This is a genomic window from Duganella sp. P38 (assembly GCF_050859475.1).
Taxonomy (GTDB): Bacteria; Pseudomonadota; Gammaproteobacteria; order Burkholderiales; family Burkholderiaceae_D; genus Rugamonas.
Map to the genome: position 1 here is coordinate 4719960 of NZ_CP193936.1, position 19737 is coordinate 4739696.

Genomic DNA, 19737 nt, shown 5'->3' on the forward strand with positions numbered 1-19737 from the left:
TGGCGTCGCATCACACCGAAGCAGCTGAACGTCAGCACCATCCCCGCCCCTAGCATGCTCAGCGCTTGCGCGAATATCGCAATATCGCGCATTCCGGGCACACCGATTTTGCGGCGGGTCAATCGGCGAGGTTTTGCAGGATGGGGCAGTCCGGGCGATGGTCGCCGTAGCAGCAGCTGGCCAGGGTTTGCAGCGTGTCGCGCATGTCGGTCAGTTCGGCGATGCGCTGGTTCAGTTCCGCCACGTGGCCCATGGCGATGGTTTTGACGTCGGCGCTGGCGCGCGCCTTGTTCTGCCACAGCGACAGCAGGTCGCGGATCTGCTCCAGCGAGAAGCCCAGCAGGCGCGCGCGCTTGACGAAGCGCAGCGTGTGCAGGTCGTTCTCGCCGTAGACGCGGTAGCCGGCATCGGTGCGCCGCCCCGCTGGAATCAGGTCGATGCTTTCGTAGTAGCGGATCATCTTGGCCGAGATGCCGGACGCCTTGGCCGCTTCACCAATATTCATTTGCCCTCCGGTTTCCAGCGCCGCAGCAGCAGCGCGTTGCTGATGACGCTGACCGAGCTGAGAGCCATCGCGCCACCAGCCACCATGGGGTTGAGCAGGCCGAGGGCCGCCAGCGGAATGCCGATCAGATTGTAGATAAAGGCCCAGAACAGGTTCTGGCGAATTTTGCTGTAGCTGCGGCGCGAGATCGAAATCGCCGCCGCCACCAGCGCCGGATCGCCGCGCATCAGCGTTACGCCGGCGGCGTGCATGGCGACGTCGGTGCCGCTGGACATGGCGATGCCGACATCGGCCGCCGCCAGCGCCGGCGCGTCGTTGATGCCGTCGCCCACCATGGCGACAGTGGCGCCCTCGCCTTTCAAGCCGGCGATGGCGCCGGCTTTGTCCGCCGGCAGCATATTGGCCACCACGCGCTGCACGCCGAGTTGCCTGCCTACCGCGTCCGCGCTGCCCTGGTTGTCGCCGGTGAGCAGGACAGTCTTGATGCCCATCGCGTGCAGCGACGCAATGGCGGCTTGCGCCTGCGGCTTGATCCGATCGCCGAAAGCCAACAGGCCAAGCAGCTGATGCGCGCCATCGTCGGCCAGCCAGGAAATGGTGTGGCCGGCGCGCTCCAGCTCCTCGGCGCGCGCCGACAGCGCCTGCAGCGAGACGCCCTGCTCGCGCATCAGGCGCGTGCTGCCGAGCAGCAGGCGCACGCCGTCCACCGTCGCCGCCACGCCTCGCCCCGGCAAGGCGCTGACTGCGGCCGGCGCCGATGTCAGCGCCGCCCCGCGCGCTTCCGCAGCCTGCTGCACGGCGCGTGCCAGCGCATGCTCGCTGCCGCGCTGCACGGCGGCGGCCAGTTGCAGCAGCCGCGTTTCGTCGCCGCCCGGTACGGCGGCCAGCACCGCCAGCGATGGCTGCCCTTCGGTCAGCGTGCCGGTTTTATCGAAAGCCACGGTGGTGATGCGGTGCGCCAGTTCCAGCGCTTCAGCGTCCTTGATCAGAATCCCATGGCGCGCGGCGACACCGGTGCCGGCCATGATGGCGGCCGGCGTGGCCAGTCCCAGCGCGCATGGACAGGCAATCACCAGCACCGCCACCGCGTTGATGATGGCCTGTTCGGCGTCGCCGCCCACCAGCCACCAGACGGCAAAGGTCAACAGCGCCAGCACCAGCACCACCGGCACGAACACCGCACTCACGCGGTCGACCAGATGCTGCACCGGCGCCTTGGCCGCCTGCGCGTCCTCCACCAGCCGAATGATGCGCGACAGCGTGCTCTCGGCGCCGATGGCCGCCACGCGCACCAGCAGCAGGCCTTCGCCGTTGATCGCGCCGCCGGTCACCCGCTCGCCGGCATGGCGCGCCACGGGCAGGCTCTCGCCGGTGATCAGCGCTTCGTCGACATGGCTCGCGCCCACTGTAATCACGCCATCGGCGGCGATACGTTCGCCGGGACGCACGACGATGATGTCGTTCACGCGCACTTCATTGATCGCCACGTCGATATCCACGCCGCCGCGCCGCACGCGCGCCGATTCCGGCCGCAGCGTTTGCAGCGCGCGGATCGCGGCCGCCGTCTGGCGCTTGGCGCGCGCCTCCAGCCACTTGCCCAGCAAGACCAGCGTAATGACCACCGACGATGCTTCAAAATACAGGTGCGGCAGGTCGCCGCCGGCCAGCAGCAGGTAGACGCTGAGGCCATACGCGGCGCTGGTGCCGAGCGCCACCAGCAAGTCCATATTGCCGCTGCGCGCGCGCGCGGCAAGCCAGCCGGCGCGGTAGAAGCGCGCGCCCAGCCAGAACTGCACCGGCGTGGCGAGCAGCCATTGCAGGCGGCCGTCCAGCATCCAGTGGATGCCGGCCAGTTCCAGCAGCATCGGCAGCAGCAAGGGCAAGGAGAACAGCGCGGCCAGCAGCACCGCCGCGCCGCCAGTTGGCATCAGCGCGGGCTTTGTTACGTGCGATGCGGACGATTGGCCCCCGGCGCCCTGTGGATCGACGGCCGCGGGGGCGTGCGGCGCGCCCGGCTCAGGCGCAGGCAGCGAGGCCTGATAGCCTGCCTTGTCGATCACCTTCGCCAACGCGGCGAAATCGACCGGCTCGGCCGACTCCACCCGCGCCATCTCGGTTGCCAGGTTGACACTGACTTTATCGACGCCAGTGCACGGCCGCCAGTACCCGCTCCACCCTGCCGACGCAGGAGGCGCAGCTCATGCCTTCAATTTTGATCGCTAGCTGATTCATGGGACACCTAATGCTGTTTCTACACTTGCAGCATCAAGTATCCCACGATTGGAAGGTCAAGGTTTTTTTAGCGGACGATGCAATCGACAGCTTCGGGCTGTTGCGGCGCGCCAGCGCTGTTCGCCGGCCCGGTGCTGCTATTGAATGCCGGCGGCGGCGTGAACTGGATGCCGGGATTCTGCGGCACGATCACGGGCGGCGCCAGCGCGCTCGGCACATAGCCGAACTGTCCCACACCGAATAGCTGGGAGCCGCCCTGGTTGCTCAGATTGATGCTGCCGTCAGTCACCTGCACATACAGGCCGGGCGGCTGGCTGTTGGGCGGCGCCGGCGTCACCAGTGGTTGTACCCACTCGGCAATGAAGGTGGTGCCGCGAATGCCGATGGTGGCACTCGGCGTCTTCATCTCGAACTTTTCCTTGTTACGCTTGCCCAGCAGCCCGGTCACCGAGCGCAGGCCGCCTTTGAGCAGATTGAAAGAGGCCTTGTCGCCGTCCGGTTTATCGGCGTCGTAGGAAAAGTTATCGACCTTGAAGGTGGTCGATGGCTTGAGCGTGATTTCGCTGTTGTCGATGAACTTCACCATGGCGTAGGTGTTTTTCTCGGTGATCAGCGTGTCGCCGCTTTCCACTTCGGAACGCTTGGACAGGATGCGTACGGCGCCATCGGCTTTTTGGGCCATCAGCGGACCGCTGAGCTGGACGACGGTACCGGCGACCTGGGCGGCCAGGCTTGCACCGGCCAGCCAGAACAACATCAGCGCCAGCCAGGCTTTAATTGCAGTACATTTTTTTGGTTGCGTCATTTTGTTTTCCGGTCTTGTCGCTGGCTGCGGGGCCTGCGGATTTGTCAGACGTCTCGTCGTCGCCTGGCGTGGTCGAGGTGGCGCTGTTACCTGCCCCGCCGCCCTTGCTCTCGCCAGCGCCCGAAGCCAGCGTGGTGACGACCTGGTTGGTCGCCTGCTGCACCGGCTTGACCGGCTCCGCCGCGGTCGGCGGCGACAATACCTGACACAGCGCGGAGTTCGGCGCGATGGTGCAGATGTCCGCCGATGGTGTCGGCACTGGCGTTGGAACAGGTGTCGGCACAGGCGTCGGCGTCGGGGTGGGCACAGGCGTCGGCACAGGCGTAGGCACCGGTGTGGGCACCGGCACCGGCACCGGCGTCGGTGTCGGTGTCGGTGTTGGCGTTGGCGTTGGCGTTGGCGTTGGCGTTGGCGTTGGCGTCGGCGTCGGCGTTGGTGTTGGTGTTGGTGTTGGTGTTGGCGTTGGCGTTGGCGTTGGCGTCGGTGCTGGCGTCAGCGTGGTGGTTACGCCATTGGTTGCCGTCACCGTCCCATTCTGGTTATAGCTGGTGGCCAGCACAGTCACGTGCCCTCCAGTCGTGACCAGGCCTGACGACGCAACCGTCACCGAGTTACTGACATCGTAGGCCTCCCCGCCGTCAACGTAATATTGCCGCTGTCGGAATGCACTGTACCGTCAATCTGAAGCGGGCTATGCGTTTGCAACGTGATATTGCCGGTGCTGGTCGATACCACACCTGCAACCGTCATGCCGCCAGTATTGTCGATTTTAATGAACCCGCTACCGCCATCCTGCGTAACGTCGTTCACCTCCAGCATCGACACGCCATTATTGGTGTTGGAGATATTGATAGCCGAAGTGTCATTGACACCGCCGACATTCACAGCCGACAGGCTGGACACCTTGGTCGTCAGGGCACGGCCGTTGGTGCCAATACCGCCGGCGGCCCGCATCACCAGATTACCAGCAGTAATCAATCCAGTGCCGCTGATACTGCCCCCGACAAGCGACACCTGATTGGTGCCGGCGTTCAAAGCGCCAGCCACCGTGATATCGCCAGCGCGAATGCTGATGAAAGGATCCGCACCGCTACCATTGAGGACAACGTCGTCCAGCGTAATCGCATCGTTGTTGTTAAACGAAATCGCAGCCAAATTCGCAGCACTCAAGGTATTTACCCGATTGTCCCAAGCATTCAGGCTCACCTGTCCAGCGGCATCGAGGGTCAAGGTCTTGGTGACGATTGCGGCGTTAACATCCTGGAAAATGCCGTCGCCGGAAGTCAGCATCGTATTGCCATTGGCCGCACTGATTCCAGTGCCGCCGATCGTCATCTGATCCCGGGTCGTGAAACTGAAATTGCCGCTGGCGGCAGAACCCTGCACCGTATCGACCACGTTCGCGCCCTGCAATGTGACCGAACTGCCCTGCGCCATCAGATTGGCGGCGGTAATCACGCCGGTGCCACTGAGCGCGCCAACACTACGCAGCAAAAGAGAATCACCCGCAGTGAAATCATGGTTCAACTTGATTGTGCCGTGACTTTCCAGCCGCAGATCGGCCACACCGGTGACGGCCACTGGCCCACTGGTGCTGATGTTGCCCGAGCCGCTATGACCGATCAGCAGCGTACCTGCACCGATGGCGTCGAGGTCGCTCTGCGTCAAGGCCAACACGTTAGTCGGACTGCTGTCCCCCAGTCTGATTTCACGGGGACCTTGATACGCCGATAACGACACCGTATCCGAACCGCCCGCCGCGCCACTCCCGACACTACCGGCGCCGCCGTTCAGATCGATATTGTCCGCGACAATCGCAATCAATCCGTTCCCGGTTCGGCTGGTGACCACACTGCCGGTCTGCCCCACGGTAAATGCGCCGCCAAGCGCGCTCGCCCGCGCGTCAAGGCTGCCGTCACCAAGGTCAATGCGGCCATCGACGTTAATCTTGTACGCGTTCAGCGTCAGTAAGCCGCCATTGGTGCCGAGCGCGGTATTGCCATTCTGGCTGAGGATATTGATTACGCCGGAGCCATCAGCGGTACCGCTGGCGAAGTCATTGGCGATCAACGTCACCGCACCTCTCATCAGCAGCGGTGCATTCACATTGATGTCATGGCCGGCCTGCGCGGTCAGGCTAACGCCGTTATTTGCATTGTTGACAGCGGCATCGAAGAAAATATCGTTCTTGGCTTGCAGAATAATGCCGGTGGTCGCCCCCGACAACAGCCCGGCATCGATCAAGGTTTCGCCGCTATCAGGCGGCTTGGAAAAGTCATCCACGTCATCCAGCGTGACGGAGTTGTTCACGGTGGTGATCCTGATGTCATAAGGGTCCAGCAGCCAGTTGCCGGTCTTGCCCCTGGCGGCGCTGGTATTGACGCGCGCGCCGGCAACGTCGAGATGATTGGCCGAGGTTTCCACCAGGCCGCCGTCGCCGCCAGCCGCGCCGCCGCGTGCCGACAGCGTGCCGTGCATGCGCGTCGCGTCCTGGCTCCATACCACCACGGTGCCGCCGTTGCCCTGCCGCGTGGCGTCCGCGCTGATCACCACATCCTTGCCAACGTAGGTCGCATCGGCGTTGCGCACAGCGGTGTTCTTACCCTGATAGTCGCCGCCGACCAGCACCTTGCCGCCGCCTGTCTCGCCGCTGGCGTCGACCAGCGCGTTGCCCGTCAAGCCGACCTGGGCGCCAAGCAGCACGATGTCGCCCCCCGTGTTCAGATTGCTGCCGGTGGCGGTGGTGCTGCTGCCCGCCTCGACCAGCGTGGTGCCGCTGGCCTTGAGCACGATCTTGCCGTTCTCGCCGCGCACCGCGCTGTTGGCGTTGATGACGCCGCGCTGGTTGACCAGCGCGCCGAACACGCCCACGCGGCCGCCCTGCGCGACTATGCTGCCGAGGTTGAGCGCCTGGTCGGACGGCGCCGACACCACCACCTGTACATTCGGATCGGCCGAGTCGAACAACTGCACGCTCTTGCCGGCCGCCAGCACCACGTCGCCGTTCGGTGATGAAATGATGCCGCTGTTTTCCACCGCCGGCGCGATCAGGAAGATCTGGCCGCCGGCCGGCGTGGTGATCGCGCCTTGGTTGCTGACCTTGCCCGCGCTGCTGTCGCCGCTGAAGTTGTGCTTGCCCGCCAGGAAATCGGCGTTGGAGATGTTGAGGCTGGACGCCACCAGGCCGCCGACGTCGACGCGCGCGCCGGCGCCGAAGACCACGCCGTTCGGATTAATCAGGAATACCTTGCCGTTCGATTGCAGCGAGCCGAGGATCTGGCTCGGGTCCTGGCCGGTGATGCGGTTCAGCACCTTGCTGTCCGCGCTTTGCTGGATGAAGCGGGTGATCTCGCCCGGCGCGACCGAGAAGCTGCGCCAGTCGATGATGGTGTTGGGCGTGTTGGTGATCGTGTACAGGCTGCCCTGCTGGTTGAAGGTCGCCGTGCCGTGCACTACGGTGGGCGACACCGGTGCGGCCTGGGCGGCGCCGAAAGCGGCGGCCACCACCACGGCCAGCGCGTTGCGGCGCAAGTTAAACGGGGTTTGCGGTTTCATTTGCGTTCTCTTCAATCAATAGGCGAGGCCCAGCCGCACATGCAGGCGGTTGGCGTCGGCGCGGGTGGTGGCGCCGGCCTTGGTCACATGGCCATAGTCCAGTTGCAGGTTCACATTGGTCGACAGCACAAAGCGCGCGCCGACGCCGGCGCTGGCGATGGTGGTGCTGTCCACTTCGCCCGGCAGCGCCTTGTTGCGGTTGACATAGGCGCTGTCGTAAAAGCCCAGCAGGCGGCAATTCCAGCCGTCGCGCGGGCACAGGTTGGGCGTGTAGGCTTCCAGGTTGAGGTTCAGGCCGGAATCGTTGGCCACTTCCCGTTCGAGGAAACCTCGCACCGAGGTGGCGCCGCCGGCGCCGAACTGCTCGCCGGGAATCAGCGCATCGCGCGTGTACTGGCCGTTGACGATGGCGCGCAACTGCCAGTCGCCCCCGACTGCACGGGTGACGCTGCCGCCGAAGCGCAGGATGGTGTAAGCGGTTCTGGCGTGTGCGCGCGCCAGCGCGAAGGCATCGTGGCCGCCGTTGGAGCCGCCGGGAAGATTGCGCAGCAGCGTCAGTTGCCAGCCGGCCTCGCCGCTGCTGATCGGCATGCTGGCCTGATAGCCGATGCTGAGCGGGTGCACCGTCACGTCATTGCCCAGCTCCGTGCCGTCGAGCAGCACACTGTTCTTGAAGGCCTTGACGTCGATGCCATACGACAGGCGCGCGTCGAGCTCGCCCCGTTTGGCCAGTGCCTGGTTGTAGCGCGCGCCGTACACCGCGCCCTTGCCGCTGACGGCCAGGTTGAACAGGCCGGCATTGATGGTGCCGGAGTCGACGTTGGAATAGCTGGCGTAGAAGTCCAGCGAGTCGCCCGACGCGTACAGCGGAACGTGGTAGCCGGCGCCATACACCTTGACGCGCCCCGGCTCCTCGGCCGAGGTGGTGTATTGCAGCGTGGCGATGTGGTCGCGGTTGAACAGGTTGGCGTTTTGCAGCAGCACGCCCACATGCGTCTTGCCGCTGGCGTCGGTGCCGGTGTTGTCGACGTTGCCGATGACTTTCCACGGCGACTCGTCCTTGACTTCCAGCAGCGCGTCGACTTCGTCGTCGCGTTCGCCGGCGCGCAACTTCATCGTCACCTGCCGGGACGGATTCTCGTTGGCCTGCTTCAGGTTGGCCGACACCGCCTTCAGGTCGGGCGAGCGGCCCTCCTGCAAGGCCGGCAGGCTGCGGCGGATATTGGCCTCGTCAAAATATTGGTTGTTGCGGACGCTGACGCGGCCGACTTTGCTTTCCACCACGCGCAGCGTGACGACGCCGCCGTTCAGCTCCTGCTCCGGCAATTCGACGATGACCACGTTGTAGCCACGCTGGTGGTAAGCGGCCTCCAGCGCCTCCAGCGCGCGCTGCACGTCGCCGAAGTCGCGCTGCTGGCCCGCATGCGGCGCCAGCAGCGCCGCCACTTGCGACTGCGGCAGCAGCGTGTTGCCCTGGACGTCGAAGCGCGTGATTTCAAAGCGGACGACACCGTCGTCCGCGCCCCAGGCCGAGGCGGCCGAGGCGGCAAGAAGGGAACCTGCAAGCACGCGCTTCAGGGTATTTCGCAGTTGTTGACTCATGGTTATATGGATGTGGCGAGAACGTCGCCTGTTTGTAGTTCCCGCAGTAACTATTGCCGATGCTAGCACGGCAACACCGCCCCGCGCGGACCATCTTGCTTTTGAGAACTTAAGTGTTGGATTTGTGTCTGGACTGACTAGCAATAGTGTTTGTCGGCTTGGCCACTAAGATGTCGATTTGCTAGCGTCTCCACTATTTGCTGTCAAAACTCGTCACGCCATCCCACTCCGCGCCCGGCGGATGCTGGCGATAGTGGGCCACGCGCGCGGCGTACAGCCGGTACAGGCCGCGCTGCGGCGCCGACTGCTGCAACCCGGCCAGCAGCGACTCGGCCTCGTCCCAGCGCTGGGCGCGCACGGCAGCCAGCGCCGCGTGCCAGCGCGCCAGCTCCTGCCGCGTGCCGGCGTCGATCTCGTGCGCCAGCCCGACCGGCTCGAAGATCGCCACCGGCGCCTGCTTGCCTTTGACGCGCACGCGGTCCAGCTCGCGGTAGCAGAACTCCGGCGCCGCCGCGCACGTGGCTTCGCCGACGGCGATGCCGACGTCGTACACCTTGGTCACGCCCTCCAGCCGCGACGCCAGGTTGACCGCGTCGCCCATCACCGTGTAGGCGCGGCGGATGTTGGAACCCATGTCGCCGACGTGCATCAGGCCTGAGTTCAGGCCGATGCCGATGTTCAGCGCCGGCCAGCCGCGCGCAATGAAGTCCTGGTTCAGCCGGCGCGCGCTGTGCTGCATGCGCAGCGCGGTGGCCACGCCGCGGCTGGCATGGTCGTCGAAGTGCACCGGCGCGCCCCAGAACGCCATGACTGCGTCGCCGATGTATTTGTCCAGCGTGCCCTGGTGGGCGCTGCGGATGTCTTCCGACATCGCCGTCAGGTACAGGTTGATGTATTCGCGCAGCTGCTTCGGCGTCAGCCCTTCCGAAATGCCGGTGAAGCCGCGCACGTCGACAAACATCACGGTCAGCTCGCGGCTTTCGCCTTCCATATTGTACTGTCCCGGATTCTCGGCCATGCGCGCCACCAGTTCCGGCGCCACGTATTCGCCAAAGCGCGACACCAGCCCGCGATTGCGGCGCACCTCGAAGAAGTAGCCCCAGGCCAGGTTGAACACGAACACGGCGCCGATCAGCAGCAGCGTCATCGCCATCCGCAGCACCCAGTCCAGTTCGCTATAGGCCCAGTAGTTGAAGCCGATCACGGCGCCCGCCGTCGCCGTCGCCAGCAGCATCGACGGCAGCGGCGCCAGCACCGCCAGCGCGATCGCCAGCACGCCGCCGGCCAGCAGCACCTGGATCGCTTCGACGCCGTCGGCATAATCGGGACGCACCTTGAAGCGTTCGTCGAGGATGGACTTGATCATGTTGGCGTGCACTTCCACGCCCGGATAGGCGCTGTTGACCGGCGTTGGCCGCAAGTCCAGCAGGCCGGGCGCGGTGGTGCCGACCAGGACGATGCGGTCGGCCAGCACCGCCTTGGGCACGCGGCCGGCCAGCACGTCGGCCGCCGACACGTACGGGAAGGCGCCGCCGTTCGGCCCGCCGGCGCCGCGGTACTCGATCAGCGCGGTGAGGTTCTCGCCGACCGGGATGCGCAGCGGTGCTTTTTGCTGGCCGATGAACATCAGCAGCTCGTCCAGCCCGCCATTGGCGCGCTCGCTGGCCGACATCCGGTCCACCGCCTTGCCGAACGCCGGCGTGACGGCGCGCGCCTGCAAGGCCACCGCTGCGGTCGCCAGCGACAGCGTCGGATAGAACCCGTCGCCGATGCGCATCAGCAGCGCCGAGTGGCGCAGGATGCCGTCCGGGTCCGGCGTGGCGGTGAAGATGCCGCCGCCGGCCGCCGCGTCCTGCAGGCGCGCCAGGTTGGCCAGGTAGCCGCGCGCGGCGACCGCCGGCAGCGTGCGGCCGTTCAGCGTGTCGCTGGTGAAGAACGGCGCCGGCAGCTTGCCCTTGCGCTGGCCGTCGGCGATGTTATAGCCCAGCACCACCGGCTGCTGGCGCAGCGCAGCGGCCAGCAGGCCGTCATAATCCATCGCCTGCTGGAGCGCGTCGACCCGCTCGCGGAAGCCGCGCACGTCCTTCAGCTGGTCGCCGGCCAGCGCGCTCAGCACGTCATAGCCGGAACTATTGTCGGCTTCGGGAAACACAATGTCGAAGCCGGCCGCCGCCACGCTGTAGTCGTCGGTCAGCCGGGTGACCAGCCGGGCGACGATCTTGCGGTTCCACGGAAAGTGGCCGACTTCGGCGATGCTCGTTTCATCGATGTCGACAATGACGATGCGCGGATCGGGCGCCGGCTTTTGCAGGCGCATGCGCAGGTCGGCGAGGAAGGTGTCCATGCGGCTGACCGGATCGATGCGCAACTGCCCCGCCACGTGCAGCAGCGCGAGCGCGGTCAGCAGCAGGCCGGCGGCCCAGCGCGCGCCGTACTTGTTAAGCGCCCGCACGGTATCCCGGGATCTGCGACTCGTCGATCGGGTCGATCTGCCGCTCGTCCATATTGCGCCGCGCGAAGTCCAGATAGATCCGGTTGCGGATGAAGATGTCGAACAGGTCCGGATCGATGTGGCCGTTCAGCGCGAAGTTGCCGAGGATGCGCAGCGATTCCGACAGCATCTTGCCCTTCTTGTACGGCCGGTCGCGCGCGGTCAGCGCCTCGAAGATGTCGGCGATCGCCATCACCCGCGCCGGCACCGACATCTGCGCGCCGGTCAGGCCGCGCGGATAGCCCTTGCCGTCCATGCGCTCGTGGTGGCCGCCGGCGTACTCGGGCACGTTCTTCAGGTGCCTGGGCCACGGCAGCGCCTCCAGCATCTTGATGGTCACCGCGATGTGGTTGTTGATCTGCTTGCGCTCGGCCTCGGTCAGCGTGCCGAACTTGATGGTCAGGTTGAGCAATTCATCGGCGCTGAGGAAATCCTGCTCGGCGCCGTCCGGCCCGACCCAGCGGCGCTTGCCGATCTGGCGCACGCGCGCCTGGTCGGCCGCCGGCATGCTCTCGCCGCCGATGTTGGCAAAGCGGATGAACTCGCGCTCGGCGCGCAGCGTTGCCTGCTGCCGGGCCAGCTCGGCGTCGATCGCCGCGTGGTCGGCGCCGGGCGCCAGCTTGCGCCTGAGCGCGGCGATCTCGGCGTCGCGCAGCAGCACCTCGAAACGGGTGTCGACCATGGCGATGCGGTCGAAAATGGTTTCCAGCTTGGTGGCCTTGTCGACCACGTGCACCGGCGTGGTGATCTTGCCGCAATCGTGCAGCAGGCCGGCCAGCCACAGCTCCTTGCGGTCGGCGTCGCTCATGCGGAAGCTGGCCAGCGGACCGCTGTCGGTGTCGTGCACGGCTTCGGCCAGCATCATGGTCAGCTCCGGCACGAACTGGCAGTGGCGGCCGGTGTACGGCGACTTCTCGTCGATGCCGATGTTAATCAGGTTGACCAGCGCTTCCAGCAGCTCTTCCAGCTGGGCGATCAGGCGCTGGTGCGTCAGCGCCACCGCCGCCTGCGCCGCCAGCGCTTCGATGAAACGCTGGTCGGTGCGGCTGAAGGCGCGCACCGCGCCGGTCGCGGCGTCCTTGGAATTGATCAGTTGCAGCACACCGACCAGTTCGCCCTCGTGGTCGCTCATCGGCACCGTCAGGAACGATTGCGAGTGGTAGTTGTGCAGCCGGTCGAACTCGACCATGCCGGAAAAATTGAAGTCGCCGGCCTGGTAGGCGTCCTCGATATTCACCGAACGGCCCAGGTGCGCCACATAGGCCGCCACCGCCGCCAGGTTTTGCTCGCCGCCGTCGTGGTACAGCGGCACGGCGCCGGCCGTCACCGGCTGGCCGCCCGAGCCACCCTGGTGGATCTGCAGGGTGTCATTGATGAGGATGTGGAAATTCAGCCGCCGCTGGTCGTCGCTGGGACGGTACAGCGTGCCGCCGTCGGCATTGGTCATGCGCTTGGCCAGCACCAGGATGCGCTCCAGCAGCGAATCGGTGTCGTGCGAGCTGCCCAGCAACACACTGAGTTCGGTCAGCTGATCCAGCCGTTCGGCGATTTGCGTTTGGCTCAACTCGTGCATGGTTATGTGTTTCAATACCTGTTCAGGACAAGACGCAACGGCGCCTGCGCGCGGCGCAGCATAGACAGAGTGTAGCTTCAGCGCAAGCTGTTGTACATGAGGAAATGAAAGGAACGCTGTTTTTGCAGCGGCCAGTCGCCGCCGGTGGAAAAAAAGCTATCATCAGTTGTAGGTAATGCGGCAACACCACATAGCGAATAGCAAAATAAAAAGCACAACAGGGATTGCTTTATGAAATTTAAATTTTGGGGAGTACGCGGCTCCATCCCGTCCCCCGGCCCGCGCACCGCGCGCTACGGCGGCAATACCACCTGCATCGAAGTGCGCACCGACGACGACACCCTGATCATCATCGACGGCGGCACCGGCCTGTTCGCGCTGGCGCAGTCGCTGTTGCAGAATAAGACCAAGCCGATCCACGCCAACATCTTCATCACGCACAGCCACTGGGACCATATCCACGGCCTGCCGTTCTTTTCGCCGCTGTTCATCCGCGACAGCCGCGTGCGCCTGCATGGCGTGACCGATCCTTCCAGCGGCAACGGCATCGAGCATGTGATGGGGGTGCAGCTGCAAAACAGCTATTTCCCGGTCAGCGAAACGCAGATGGACGCCACCATCGAATACCAGACGCTGGAAGTCGATGTGCCGGTCACGGTCGGCGACGCCACCGTCAGCAATGTGGTGATGAACCATCCGGTGATAGACCTTGGCTACCGCGTCGAGTGCAACGGCAGTTCGCTGTTCTTCACCGGCGACCATGAGCCGCACTACAACATCCACCCGCCCGGCCATCCCGAGCATGCGGCGTATGCAGCCTGGATCGCCGAACGCGACGCCGCCATCGAAGCCACGGCGCGCGGCGTCGACGCGCTGATCGTCGACTGTTCCTACACGCGCGAGGAATACCCGGCCAAGCAGGGCTGGGGCCACGGCACCTTCGACAGCGCCGTGGCGCTGGCCTTGCGCACCGGCGCGCGGGCGCTGTACTGCACCCATCACGAACCGACGCGCAGCGATGATGAACTGGAAGCGGTGTTCGCCGACGTCATGGCGCGCCATGCACCACGCCTGGGCGGGCTGCAGGTATTCCTGGCGTACGAGGGATTGGAAGTCCGGCTGCCTTAGCGCGCGGGGACGGCTGCCATGGACGGCGCCAGAAAGGGTTTGCGGACCGACATCAGGATGGTGCGGGCGGTCTGCATCAGGTTGGCGCGCGGCTTGCGGCGGCGGTCGGCCAGCGCGCGCAGGCGCGCCAGGCCGGCCTTGACGTTGAACGAGCGGCCGGCCAGCATGGCGTCCACCAGTTGCGTGGCCATGGCCAGCGCCGGCGCAGCGGCGCTTTTCGCGCTGTACGGCAGCACCAGGCGATAGCGGCCCTTCATGCGCGGCACCACGCCGACGAAGCCGACGGTGACTTCATTGAGCGCCAGGCGACGCAGCTCGATGGCGGTTTGCTGCACCAGCGCCACCAGCGGCGGCACGGCGTCGGCGTCGGCGCGCTTGCCCACCAGGCCGCGCAGGCGGCGCAAGCCAGGCAGTGCGGCGTACAGGCGCTCCTGCGCCTGCGCCGCGAGTTCAGGTTGCACCGGCTCCAGCTCCAGAATACTGAGCAGGCACGGTTGGGTCGAATAGCGATTGTCGCTGTCCAGATAACGTTGATCGATGATTTTCATGGACAGTATTGTGCCCGCCGGCGCTCCCGCACGGTAGCGGCGCATGGCGCAGCGCCTTGTAAGACCATACTTACAGCTGTTTCTCGAAACAAACCGCGAGCGGGTTGCCGATGTATTTGCCGTAGTTGGCGATGCGCGTGTAGCCGCGCGCCGCGTAGAAATCCACCGCGCGGCGGTTGACCAGCCGGGTTTCCAGCCACACCGCCTGATAGCCGAGCGCGGCCGCCTCTGACTCCAGGAAGCGCAGCACCGCGCTGCCGACGCCGCTGGTGCCATGGCGCGCATACATGCGCTTGATCTCGGCCACGCCAGGTTGTAGCGGGCGCAATGCGCCGCAGCCGACCGCTTTGCCGCCGGCGTCGCGCGCCACCACGAAGCATCCCGCCGCACCGGCCGCGTCAGCCGCGTCGAACGAGGCCTTGCCGCTGTCGCCGGTAATGGCTTCAAGCGCGCTCGATAACTCGTCCATCAGCCACACCGAATCGGCGGCGGCGGGATCTTCCTTGCTGAGCTGTAAAGGCGCGGTCGTCACGCGGCGCATTATTGCACAGCCCGTTAGGCGTCGACCAGCAACTGCGGCCGCAGCGCGCGGATGCGCAGTTCGGTGAAGTAGCCGCCGGCTTCGTTGTAGCGCAGGTAGTGGCGCCCGCACTTGACGCAGCGCACCACCAGGCACTGGTTGTACGGATAGTAGCGCGGGGCGATCGGCGCCTCGGCGCTCTCGTAGCGGGTGCCGTCGGGGTGGTATTCGGCAAAGGCCGGCTCCTCGTAAGGGTCTTCAACCAGCGTGCCGACCTCGTTGAGCTGCTCCAGCTCCAGGGTCATCGGCAACGGTTGCCAGCCCAGCATCGCGGCGTCGGCGCAGTTGCACGGCAGGCTGACCGCCGCCGATGCGTCGGCCAACTGCTTCAAATGCGCAAAATCGATAAACGTCATTGTCGTTCCAATAAAAAAGGGAGCCGAAGCTCCCTTTGTCACATGATGTGGTGGCCGATCCACCAGGCGATCGCGGCCACGAAGGCCGAGGCGGGGATCGTGAAGATCCAGGCCCAGACGATGTTGCCGGCCACGCCCCAGCGCACCGCCGACATCTTCTGCGCCGAGCCGACGCCGACGATGGCGCCGGTGATGGTGTGGGTGGTCGATACCGGCACGCCCAGCGCGGTCGCGGTGAACAGCGTGATGGCGCCGCCGGTCTCGGCGCAGAAGCCGCCCACCGGTTTCAGCTTGGTGATCTTCTGGCCCATGGTCTTGACGATGCGCCAGCCGCCGAACAGCGTGCCGAACGAGATCGCCGTGTAGCACGAGACGATCACCCACAGCGGCGGCTCGGCCTCGCCGGCGCTCGAATAGCCGGCGGCGATCAGCAGCATCCAGATGATGCCGATGGTTTTCTGGGCGTCGTTGCCGCCGTGGCCGAGGCTGTACGAGGCAGCCGAGAACAGTTGCAGGCGGCGGAACCACTTGTCGACCCGGCGCGGCGTCGAGCGCACGAAGATCCACGACACCAGCAGCATCATGATCGAGCCGAACACGAAGCCCAGCAGCGGCGACAGCACGATGAACAGCACGGTCTTGATCAGGCCGGCCGAGATCAGCGCGCCGGTGCCCGACTTGGCCACCGCGGCGCCAACCAGGCCGCCGATCAGCGCGTGCGACGACGACGACGGAATGCCGTAGTACCAGGTAAACACGTTCCAGACGATGGCGCCGACCAGCGCGCCGAAAATGACGTACTGGTCCACCACGCCGGGATCGATGGTGCCCTTGCCAACCGTGGCGGCCACGGTCAGCTGGTGGAACACGAAGATGGCGACAAAGTTGAACAGCGCCGCCATGGCAACGGCCGTCTGCGGCTTCAGCACGCCGGTCGAAACCACGGTGGCGATGGCGTTGGCGGCGTCGTGGAAGCCGTTCATGAAGTCAAATATCAGCGCCAGGGCGATCAGCATGCCCAGCACGTAGATACTGATTTGTAGGGTTTGCATGTCAGGTCAGTCTTCTGTAATCAAGCATTTTCGACGATGATGCCTTCGATGATGTTGGCCACATCTTCGCAACGGTCGGTCACAGTTTCCAGGATTTCGTAGATGGCCTTCAGCTTGATCAGGTTGCGCACGTCCGGCTCGTCGCGGAACAGCTTGGACATGGCGGCGCGCATCACGTGGTCGGCGTCCGATTCGAGGCGGTCGATCTCTTCGCACACGGCGACGATCTGGCGCGAATTGTCCATATTGTGCAGCATGCCGACCGCTTCTTTCACCTTCTCGGCGCAGGCCAGCACCAGCTCGGCGAGCCGCTTGGCTTCCGGCGTGACCGAGTGCAGGTCGTACAGCGAGACGGTCTGGGCGGCGTCCTCCAGCAGGTCGAGGATGTCGTCCTGGCGCGTGATCAGCTTGTGGATGTCGTCGCGGTCGATCGGCGTGATGAAGGTTTTGTGCAGCAGGTCGACGGTCTGGTAAGTGATCTTGTCGGCCTGCTTCTCGATGCTCTCGATCGCGTGCACGCGGTTTTCCAGGTCATCGAAATTCGACATCAGGCCCACCATTTCTTTTGCCCCCTTGACGCACAGTTCAGCATGCTGATTGAACAGGTCAAAGAATTTGCCCTCGGTGGGCATCAAACGTCCAAACATATTTTTCTCCGTTTATTACTACTGCAGATCGCCAGTCCGGTCGTGCCGGGCCGGCGTCAAGATTAGTCGCCCTGGTAAATACCCAAACTACCAGAGTAATTGCCGAACTTGGTGTAGGCGCCGATCCAGGTCAGGCGCACCGCGCCAATTGGACCGTTACGCTGCTTACCGATGATGATTTCAGCGGTTCCCTTGTCCGGCGAGTCGGCGTTGTACACCTCGTCGCGGTACAGGAAGATGATGACGTCCGCATCCTGCTCGATAGCGCCGGATTCGCGCAGGTCGGACATGACGGGACGTTTGTTGGGGCGTTGCTCCAGCGAGCGGTTCAGCTGCGACAGCGCGATCACCGGGCAGCCCAGCTCCTTGGCCAGGCCCTTGAGCGAACGCGAGATTTCGGAAATCTCGGAGGCGCGGTTGTCGCCGGCCTTGGAACCCTGCATCAGCTGCAGGTAGTCGACGATGATCAGGCCCAGCTTGCCGCACTGGCGCGCCAGGCGGCGCGCGCGGGCGCGCATCTCGATCGGGTTCAGCGCCGGCGTCTCGTCGATGAACACCTGGGCGTCGTTCATCTTCTGGATCGCGTGCGTCAGGCGCGGCCAGTCCTCGTCGTTCAGGCGGCCGGTGCGCAGGCGGTGCTGGTCGAGCTGGCCGACCGAACCGAGCATACGCATCGCCAGCTGCGCGCCGCCCATCTCCATCGAGAAGATGGCGACGGGCAGGCCGGCTTCGATGGCGACGTTTTCGCCGATGTTGACCGAAAATGCCGTTTTACCCATCGACGGACGGCCAGCCACGATGACCAGATCGCCGCCCTGCAAGCCCGAGGTCATGCGGTCGAGGTCGATGAAGCCGGTCGGCACGCCGGTGATCTCGGACTGGTTGTCGCGCGAGTACAGCTCGTCGATGCGCTCGACCACCTGGGTCAGCAGCGGCTGCACCGCCAGCCAGCCGGCGGCGCCGCGCGCGCCCTGCTCGGCGATGGCGAAGATGCGCGACTCGGCCTCGTCGAGGATTTCCTTGGTTTCCTTGCCCTGCGGGCTGAACGCCTGGCCCGAGATATCGTCGGCCACGGTGATCAGCTGGCGCAGCACCGAGCGGTCGCGCACGATCTCGGCGTAACGGCGGATGTTGGCGGCCGACGGCGTGTTCTGCGCCATCGCGTTCAGGTAGGTCAGGCCGCCGACGTCGTCGGCCTTGCCCAGCTGGGTCAGGTTCTCGAAGACGGTGATCACGTCGGCCGGCTTGGAGGCGTTAATCATGCGCACGATCTGCTCGAAGATGATGCGGTGATCGTAGCGGTAGAAGTCTTCCGGCTGCATCATGTCGGCAATACGGTCGAACGCCGAGTTATCGCGCAGCAGGCCGCCGATGACGGACTGTTCTGCTTCGATGGAATGCGGCGGGACGCGGAGCGACTCGACTTGCGGATCGGAGGGGGCGTTCATGGCGACGAATTATACCTGCTTGTGCAGTATTACAAAATTATGACGAGAAAAAAGCCGGGGCTCAGCCCGGCTTTTTTCTAGGGTGTTGCGTACCAGACAGGCGTTGCCGCCCGGTCTAGTCTTAGGCGGCTTCGCCCACAACAGCAACGGTTACTTCTGCGATCACGTCGGTGTGCAGCGCAACGCTGACTGGGAACTCGCCAGTGGTCTTCAGCGGACCGGTTGGCAGGCGCACAGCAGCTTTTTCAACAGCGAAACCTGCTTTGGTCAGGGCTTCGGCAATGTCGAAGTTGGTTACCGAACCGAACAGACGGCCATCAACGCCGGCTTTCTGCGATACGGTCACGGTCATGCCGTTCAGTTTTTCGCCCTGGGCTTGGGCGGCGGCCAGTTTGGCGGCTGCGGCTTTTTCCAGTTCGGCGCGCTTGGCTTCGAATTCCTCGATGGCGGCGGCGGTAGCGCGGCGGGCCATTTTTTGCGGGATCAGGAAGTTACGTGCGTAGCCGTCTTTAACTTTAACGACTTCACCCAGGTTGCCCAGGTTGACAACTTTTTCCAACAGAATGATTTGCATAGTTCTTCTCCAGTTTCTCTGCCGCGATTAGGCGTTGTGCAGATCGGTGTACGGCAGCAGGGCCAGGTAACGGGCGCGTTTGATCGCGGTGTCAACTTGACGCTGGTAGTGAGCTTTGGTGCCGGTCAGACGTGCTGGCATGATTTTGCCGTTTTCCTGGACGAAGTCTTTCAGGGTGTCTACGTCTTTGTAGTCCACTTGTTCCACGCCAGCGGCGGTGAAGCGGCAGAACTTCTTACGCTTGAACAGTGGGTTTTGTTGCTTGCGCTTTTCTTTCAGCTTGAGCTTGTTTTTGTCGAACTTTTTACCGAATGCCATTTTAGGCTCCTGTATTTAAATTGAGCTGTCGGGGACAGCACTAAAATCAATGATGTGAAACACCAGGCTTTTGCTATTGCGGCTTTTCTTGCTGAGGAAACCGGAGAACTGGTACATGCCTGCCAGTGGCAGCTGGCTGAACCGGCCTGAAAGTTCGCCCGCAGCCACTGCGGACACTTCAAACTCGGTCAACCGGGCAATGCCCGCCTCCATCTGCTGCGACCGGTGCTGGAGTACAGCGTTGACGATCGGCATGCCGGCCGGGGTGTAACGGATTGCGTCCCGCTCGGCGATGAGGGCGATGAACTGGAGCTGGTTCAGCG

17 protein-coding genes and 1 pseudogene are annotated in these 19737 nt (G+C 64.6%); 1 reads left to right on the top strand and 17 read right to left on the bottom strand.

Annotation, left to right across the window (positions count from 1 at the left end; all coding sequences use genetic code 11):
* Positions 1-118: 118 nt before the first annotated feature.
* The 8 genes and pseudogenes from cueR to ACRQ5J_RS22010 all read right to left on the bottom strand — a co-directional run bounded on the left by cueR (position 119) and on the right by ACRQ5J_RS22010 (position 12763).
* The gene (gene cueR, locus ACRQ5J_RS21975; RefSeq protein ID WP_432379782.1) at positions 119-505 is read right to left on the bottom strand and encodes a Cu(I)-responsive transcriptional regulator; all 387 of its coding nucleotides are present in this window, start codon (positions 503-505) and stop codon (positions 119-121) included.
* Positions 502-2737 (bottom strand): annotated as a pseudogene (locus tag ACRQ5J_RS21980) (heavy metal translocating P-type ATPase). Before ACRQ5J_RS21980 ends, cueR begins: the two are co-directional and overlap by 4 nt.
* A gap of 67 nt (positions 2738-2804) precedes the next feature.
* A complete protein-coding gene (locus ACRQ5J_RS21985) occupies positions 2805-3542 on the bottom strand; it encodes a FecR family protein (RefSeq protein WP_432379784.1) in 738 nt (245 codons plus the stop codon).
* The gene (locus ACRQ5J_RS21990) at positions 3511-4107 is read right to left on the bottom strand and encodes a hypothetical protein (protein WP_432379786.1); all 597 of its coding nucleotides are present in this window, start codon (positions 4105-4107) and stop codon (positions 3511-3513) included. Before ACRQ5J_RS21990 ends, ACRQ5J_RS21985 begins: the two co-directional genes overlap by 32 nt.
* A 38-nt stretch (positions 4108-4145) precedes the next feature.
* Entirely contained in the window at positions 4146-7097 is a 2952-nt protein-coding gene (locus ACRQ5J_RS21995) for a filamentous hemagglutinin N-terminal domain-containing protein (protein WP_432379788.1), read from the bottom strand.
* Positions 7098-7112: 15 nt separating this feature from the next.
* Positions 7113-8699, bottom strand: a complete 1587-nt coding sequence (locus ACRQ5J_RS22000; protein ID WP_432379790.1) for a ShlB/FhaC/HecB family hemolysin secretion/activation protein — start codon at positions 8697-8699, stop codon at positions 7113-7115.
* A 193-nt stretch (positions 8700-8892) separates the two neighbouring features.
* Positions 8893-11151 (bottom strand): CHASE2 domain-containing protein, encoded by a 2259-nt coding sequence (locus tag ACRQ5J_RS22005; protein WP_432379791.1) that lies wholly within the window; start codon positions 11149-11151, stop codon positions 8893-8895.
* Positions 11138-12763 (bottom strand): HD domain-containing phosphohydrolase, encoded by a 1626-nt coding sequence (locus ACRQ5J_RS22010; RefSeq protein ID WP_432379792.1) that lies wholly within the window; start codon positions 12761-12763, stop codon positions 11138-11140. Before ACRQ5J_RS22010 ends, ACRQ5J_RS22005 begins: the two co-directional genes overlap by 14 nt.
* Before the next feature lie 231 nt (positions 12764-12994).
* Between ACRQ5J_RS22010 and ACRQ5J_RS22015 the strand changes: the two genes are divergently transcribed.
* A complete protein-coding gene (locus ACRQ5J_RS22015) occupies positions 12995-13891 on the top strand; it encodes an MBL fold metallo-hydrolase (protein ID WP_432379794.1) in 897 nt (298 codons plus the stop codon).
* Here the strand turns inward: ACRQ5J_RS22015 and ACRQ5J_RS22020 are convergent.
* The 9 genes from ACRQ5J_RS22020 to priB all read right to left on the bottom strand — a co-directional run bounded on the left by ACRQ5J_RS22020 (position 13888) and on the right by priB (position 19735).
* Positions 13888-14439 (bottom strand): hypothetical protein, encoded by a 552-nt coding sequence (locus ACRQ5J_RS22020; protein WP_432379795.1) that lies wholly within the window; start codon positions 14437-14439, stop codon positions 13888-13890. The genes ACRQ5J_RS22015 and ACRQ5J_RS22020 overlap by 4 nt on opposite strands.
* A 70-nt stretch (positions 14440-14509) precedes the next feature.
* A complete protein-coding gene (locus tag ACRQ5J_RS22025) occupies positions 14510-14980 on the bottom strand; it encodes a GNAT family N-acetyltransferase (RefSeq protein ID WP_432379797.1) in 471 nt (156 codons plus the stop codon).
* 14 nt (positions 14981-14994) lie between these two features.
* Entirely contained in the window at positions 14995-15375 is a 381-nt protein-coding gene (locus ACRQ5J_RS22030) for a hypothetical protein (protein WP_432379798.1), read from the bottom strand.
* 38 nt (positions 15376-15413) lie between these two features.
* A complete protein-coding gene (locus tag ACRQ5J_RS22035) occupies positions 15414-16427 on the bottom strand; it encodes an inorganic phosphate transporter (protein WP_432379800.1) in 1014 nt (337 codons plus the stop codon).
* Between the two features lie 20 nt (positions 16428-16447).
* Positions 16448-17074 (bottom strand): DUF47 domain-containing protein, encoded by a 627-nt coding sequence (locus ACRQ5J_RS22040; RefSeq protein WP_432379802.1) that lies wholly within the window; start codon positions 17072-17074, stop codon positions 16448-16450.
* A gap of 62 nt (positions 17075-17136) precedes the next feature.
* On the bottom strand, positions 17137-18522 hold the full coding sequence (locus ACRQ5J_RS22045) for a replicative DNA helicase (protein WP_432379804.1): 1386 nt from the start codon (positions 18520-18522) through the stop codon (positions 17137-17139).
* A 121-nt stretch (positions 18523-18643) separates the two neighbouring features.
* Positions 18644-19096, bottom strand: a complete 453-nt coding sequence (gene rplI, locus ACRQ5J_RS22050; protein WP_432379806.1) for a 50S ribosomal protein L9 — start codon at positions 19094-19096, stop codon at positions 18644-18646.
* A gap of 27 nt (positions 19097-19123) precedes the next feature.
* A complete protein-coding gene (gene rpsR / locus ACRQ5J_RS22055; protein WP_090176193.1) occupies positions 19124-19414 on the bottom strand; it encodes a 30S ribosomal protein S18 in 291 nt (96 codons plus the stop codon).
* A gap of 15 nt (positions 19415-19429) precedes the next feature.
* Complete coding sequence (gene priB / locus ACRQ5J_RS22060; protein WP_432383708.1) at positions 19430-19735, bottom strand: primosomal replication protein N; 306 nt, start codon at positions 19733-19735, stop codon at positions 19430-19432.
* Positions 19736-19737 lie beyond the last annotated feature (2 nt).

Excerpts from the sequence above, each read along its gene's own strand:
- cueR (WP_432379782.1), bottom strand. The coding sequence starts at position 505 with ATGAATATTGGTGAAGCGGCCAAGGCGTCCGGCATCTCGGCCAAGATG.
- ACRQ5J_RS21985 (WP_432379784.1), bottom strand. The coding sequence starts at position 3,542 with ATGACGCAACCAAAAAAATGTACTGCAATTAAAGCCTGGCTGGCGCTG.
- ACRQ5J_RS21995 (WP_432379788.1), bottom strand. The coding sequence starts at position 7,097 with ATGAAACCGCAAACCCCGTTTAACTTGCGCCGCAACGCGCTGGCCGTG.
- ACRQ5J_RS22000 (WP_432379790.1), bottom strand. The coding sequence starts at position 8,699 with ATGAGTCAACAACTGCGAAATACCCTGAAGCGCGTGCTTGCAGGTTCC.
- ACRQ5J_RS22010 (WP_432379792.1), bottom strand. The coding sequence starts at position 12,763 with ATGCACGAGTTGAGCCAAACGCAAATCGCCGAACGGCTGGATCAGCTG.
- ACRQ5J_RS22015 (WP_432379794.1), top strand. The coding sequence starts at position 12,995 with ATGAAATTTAAATTTTGGGGAGTACGCGGCTCCATCCCGTCCCCCGGC.
- ACRQ5J_RS22020 (WP_432379795.1), bottom strand. The coding sequence starts at position 14,439 with ATGAAAATCATCGATCAACGTTATCTGGACAGCGACAATCGCTATTCG.
- ACRQ5J_RS22025 (WP_432379797.1), bottom strand. The coding sequence starts at position 14,980 with ATGCGCCGCGTGACGACCGCGCCTTTACAGCTCAGCAAGGAAGATCCC.
- ACRQ5J_RS22030 (WP_432379798.1), bottom strand. The coding sequence starts at position 15,375 with ATGACGTTTATCGATTTTGCGCATTTGAAGCAGTTGGCCGACGCATCG.
- ACRQ5J_RS22035 (WP_432379800.1), bottom strand. The coding sequence starts at position 16,427 with ATGCAAACCCTACAAATCAGTATCTACGTGCTGGGCATGCTGATCGCC.
- ACRQ5J_RS22040 (WP_432379802.1), bottom strand. The coding sequence starts at position 17,074 with ATGTTTGGACGTTTGATGCCCACCGAGGGCAAATTCTTTGACCTGTTC.
- ACRQ5J_RS22045 (WP_432379804.1), bottom strand. The coding sequence starts at position 18,522 with ATGAACGCCCCCTCCGATCCGCAAGTCGAGTCGCTCCGCGTCCCGCCG.
- rplI (WP_432379806.1), bottom strand. The coding sequence starts at position 19,096 with ATGCAAATCATTCTGTTGGAAAAAGTTGTCAACCTGGGCAACCTGGGT.
- rpsR (WP_090176193.1), bottom strand. The coding sequence starts at position 19,414 with ATGGCATTCGGTAAAAAGTTCGACAAAAACAAGCTCAAGCTGAAAGAA.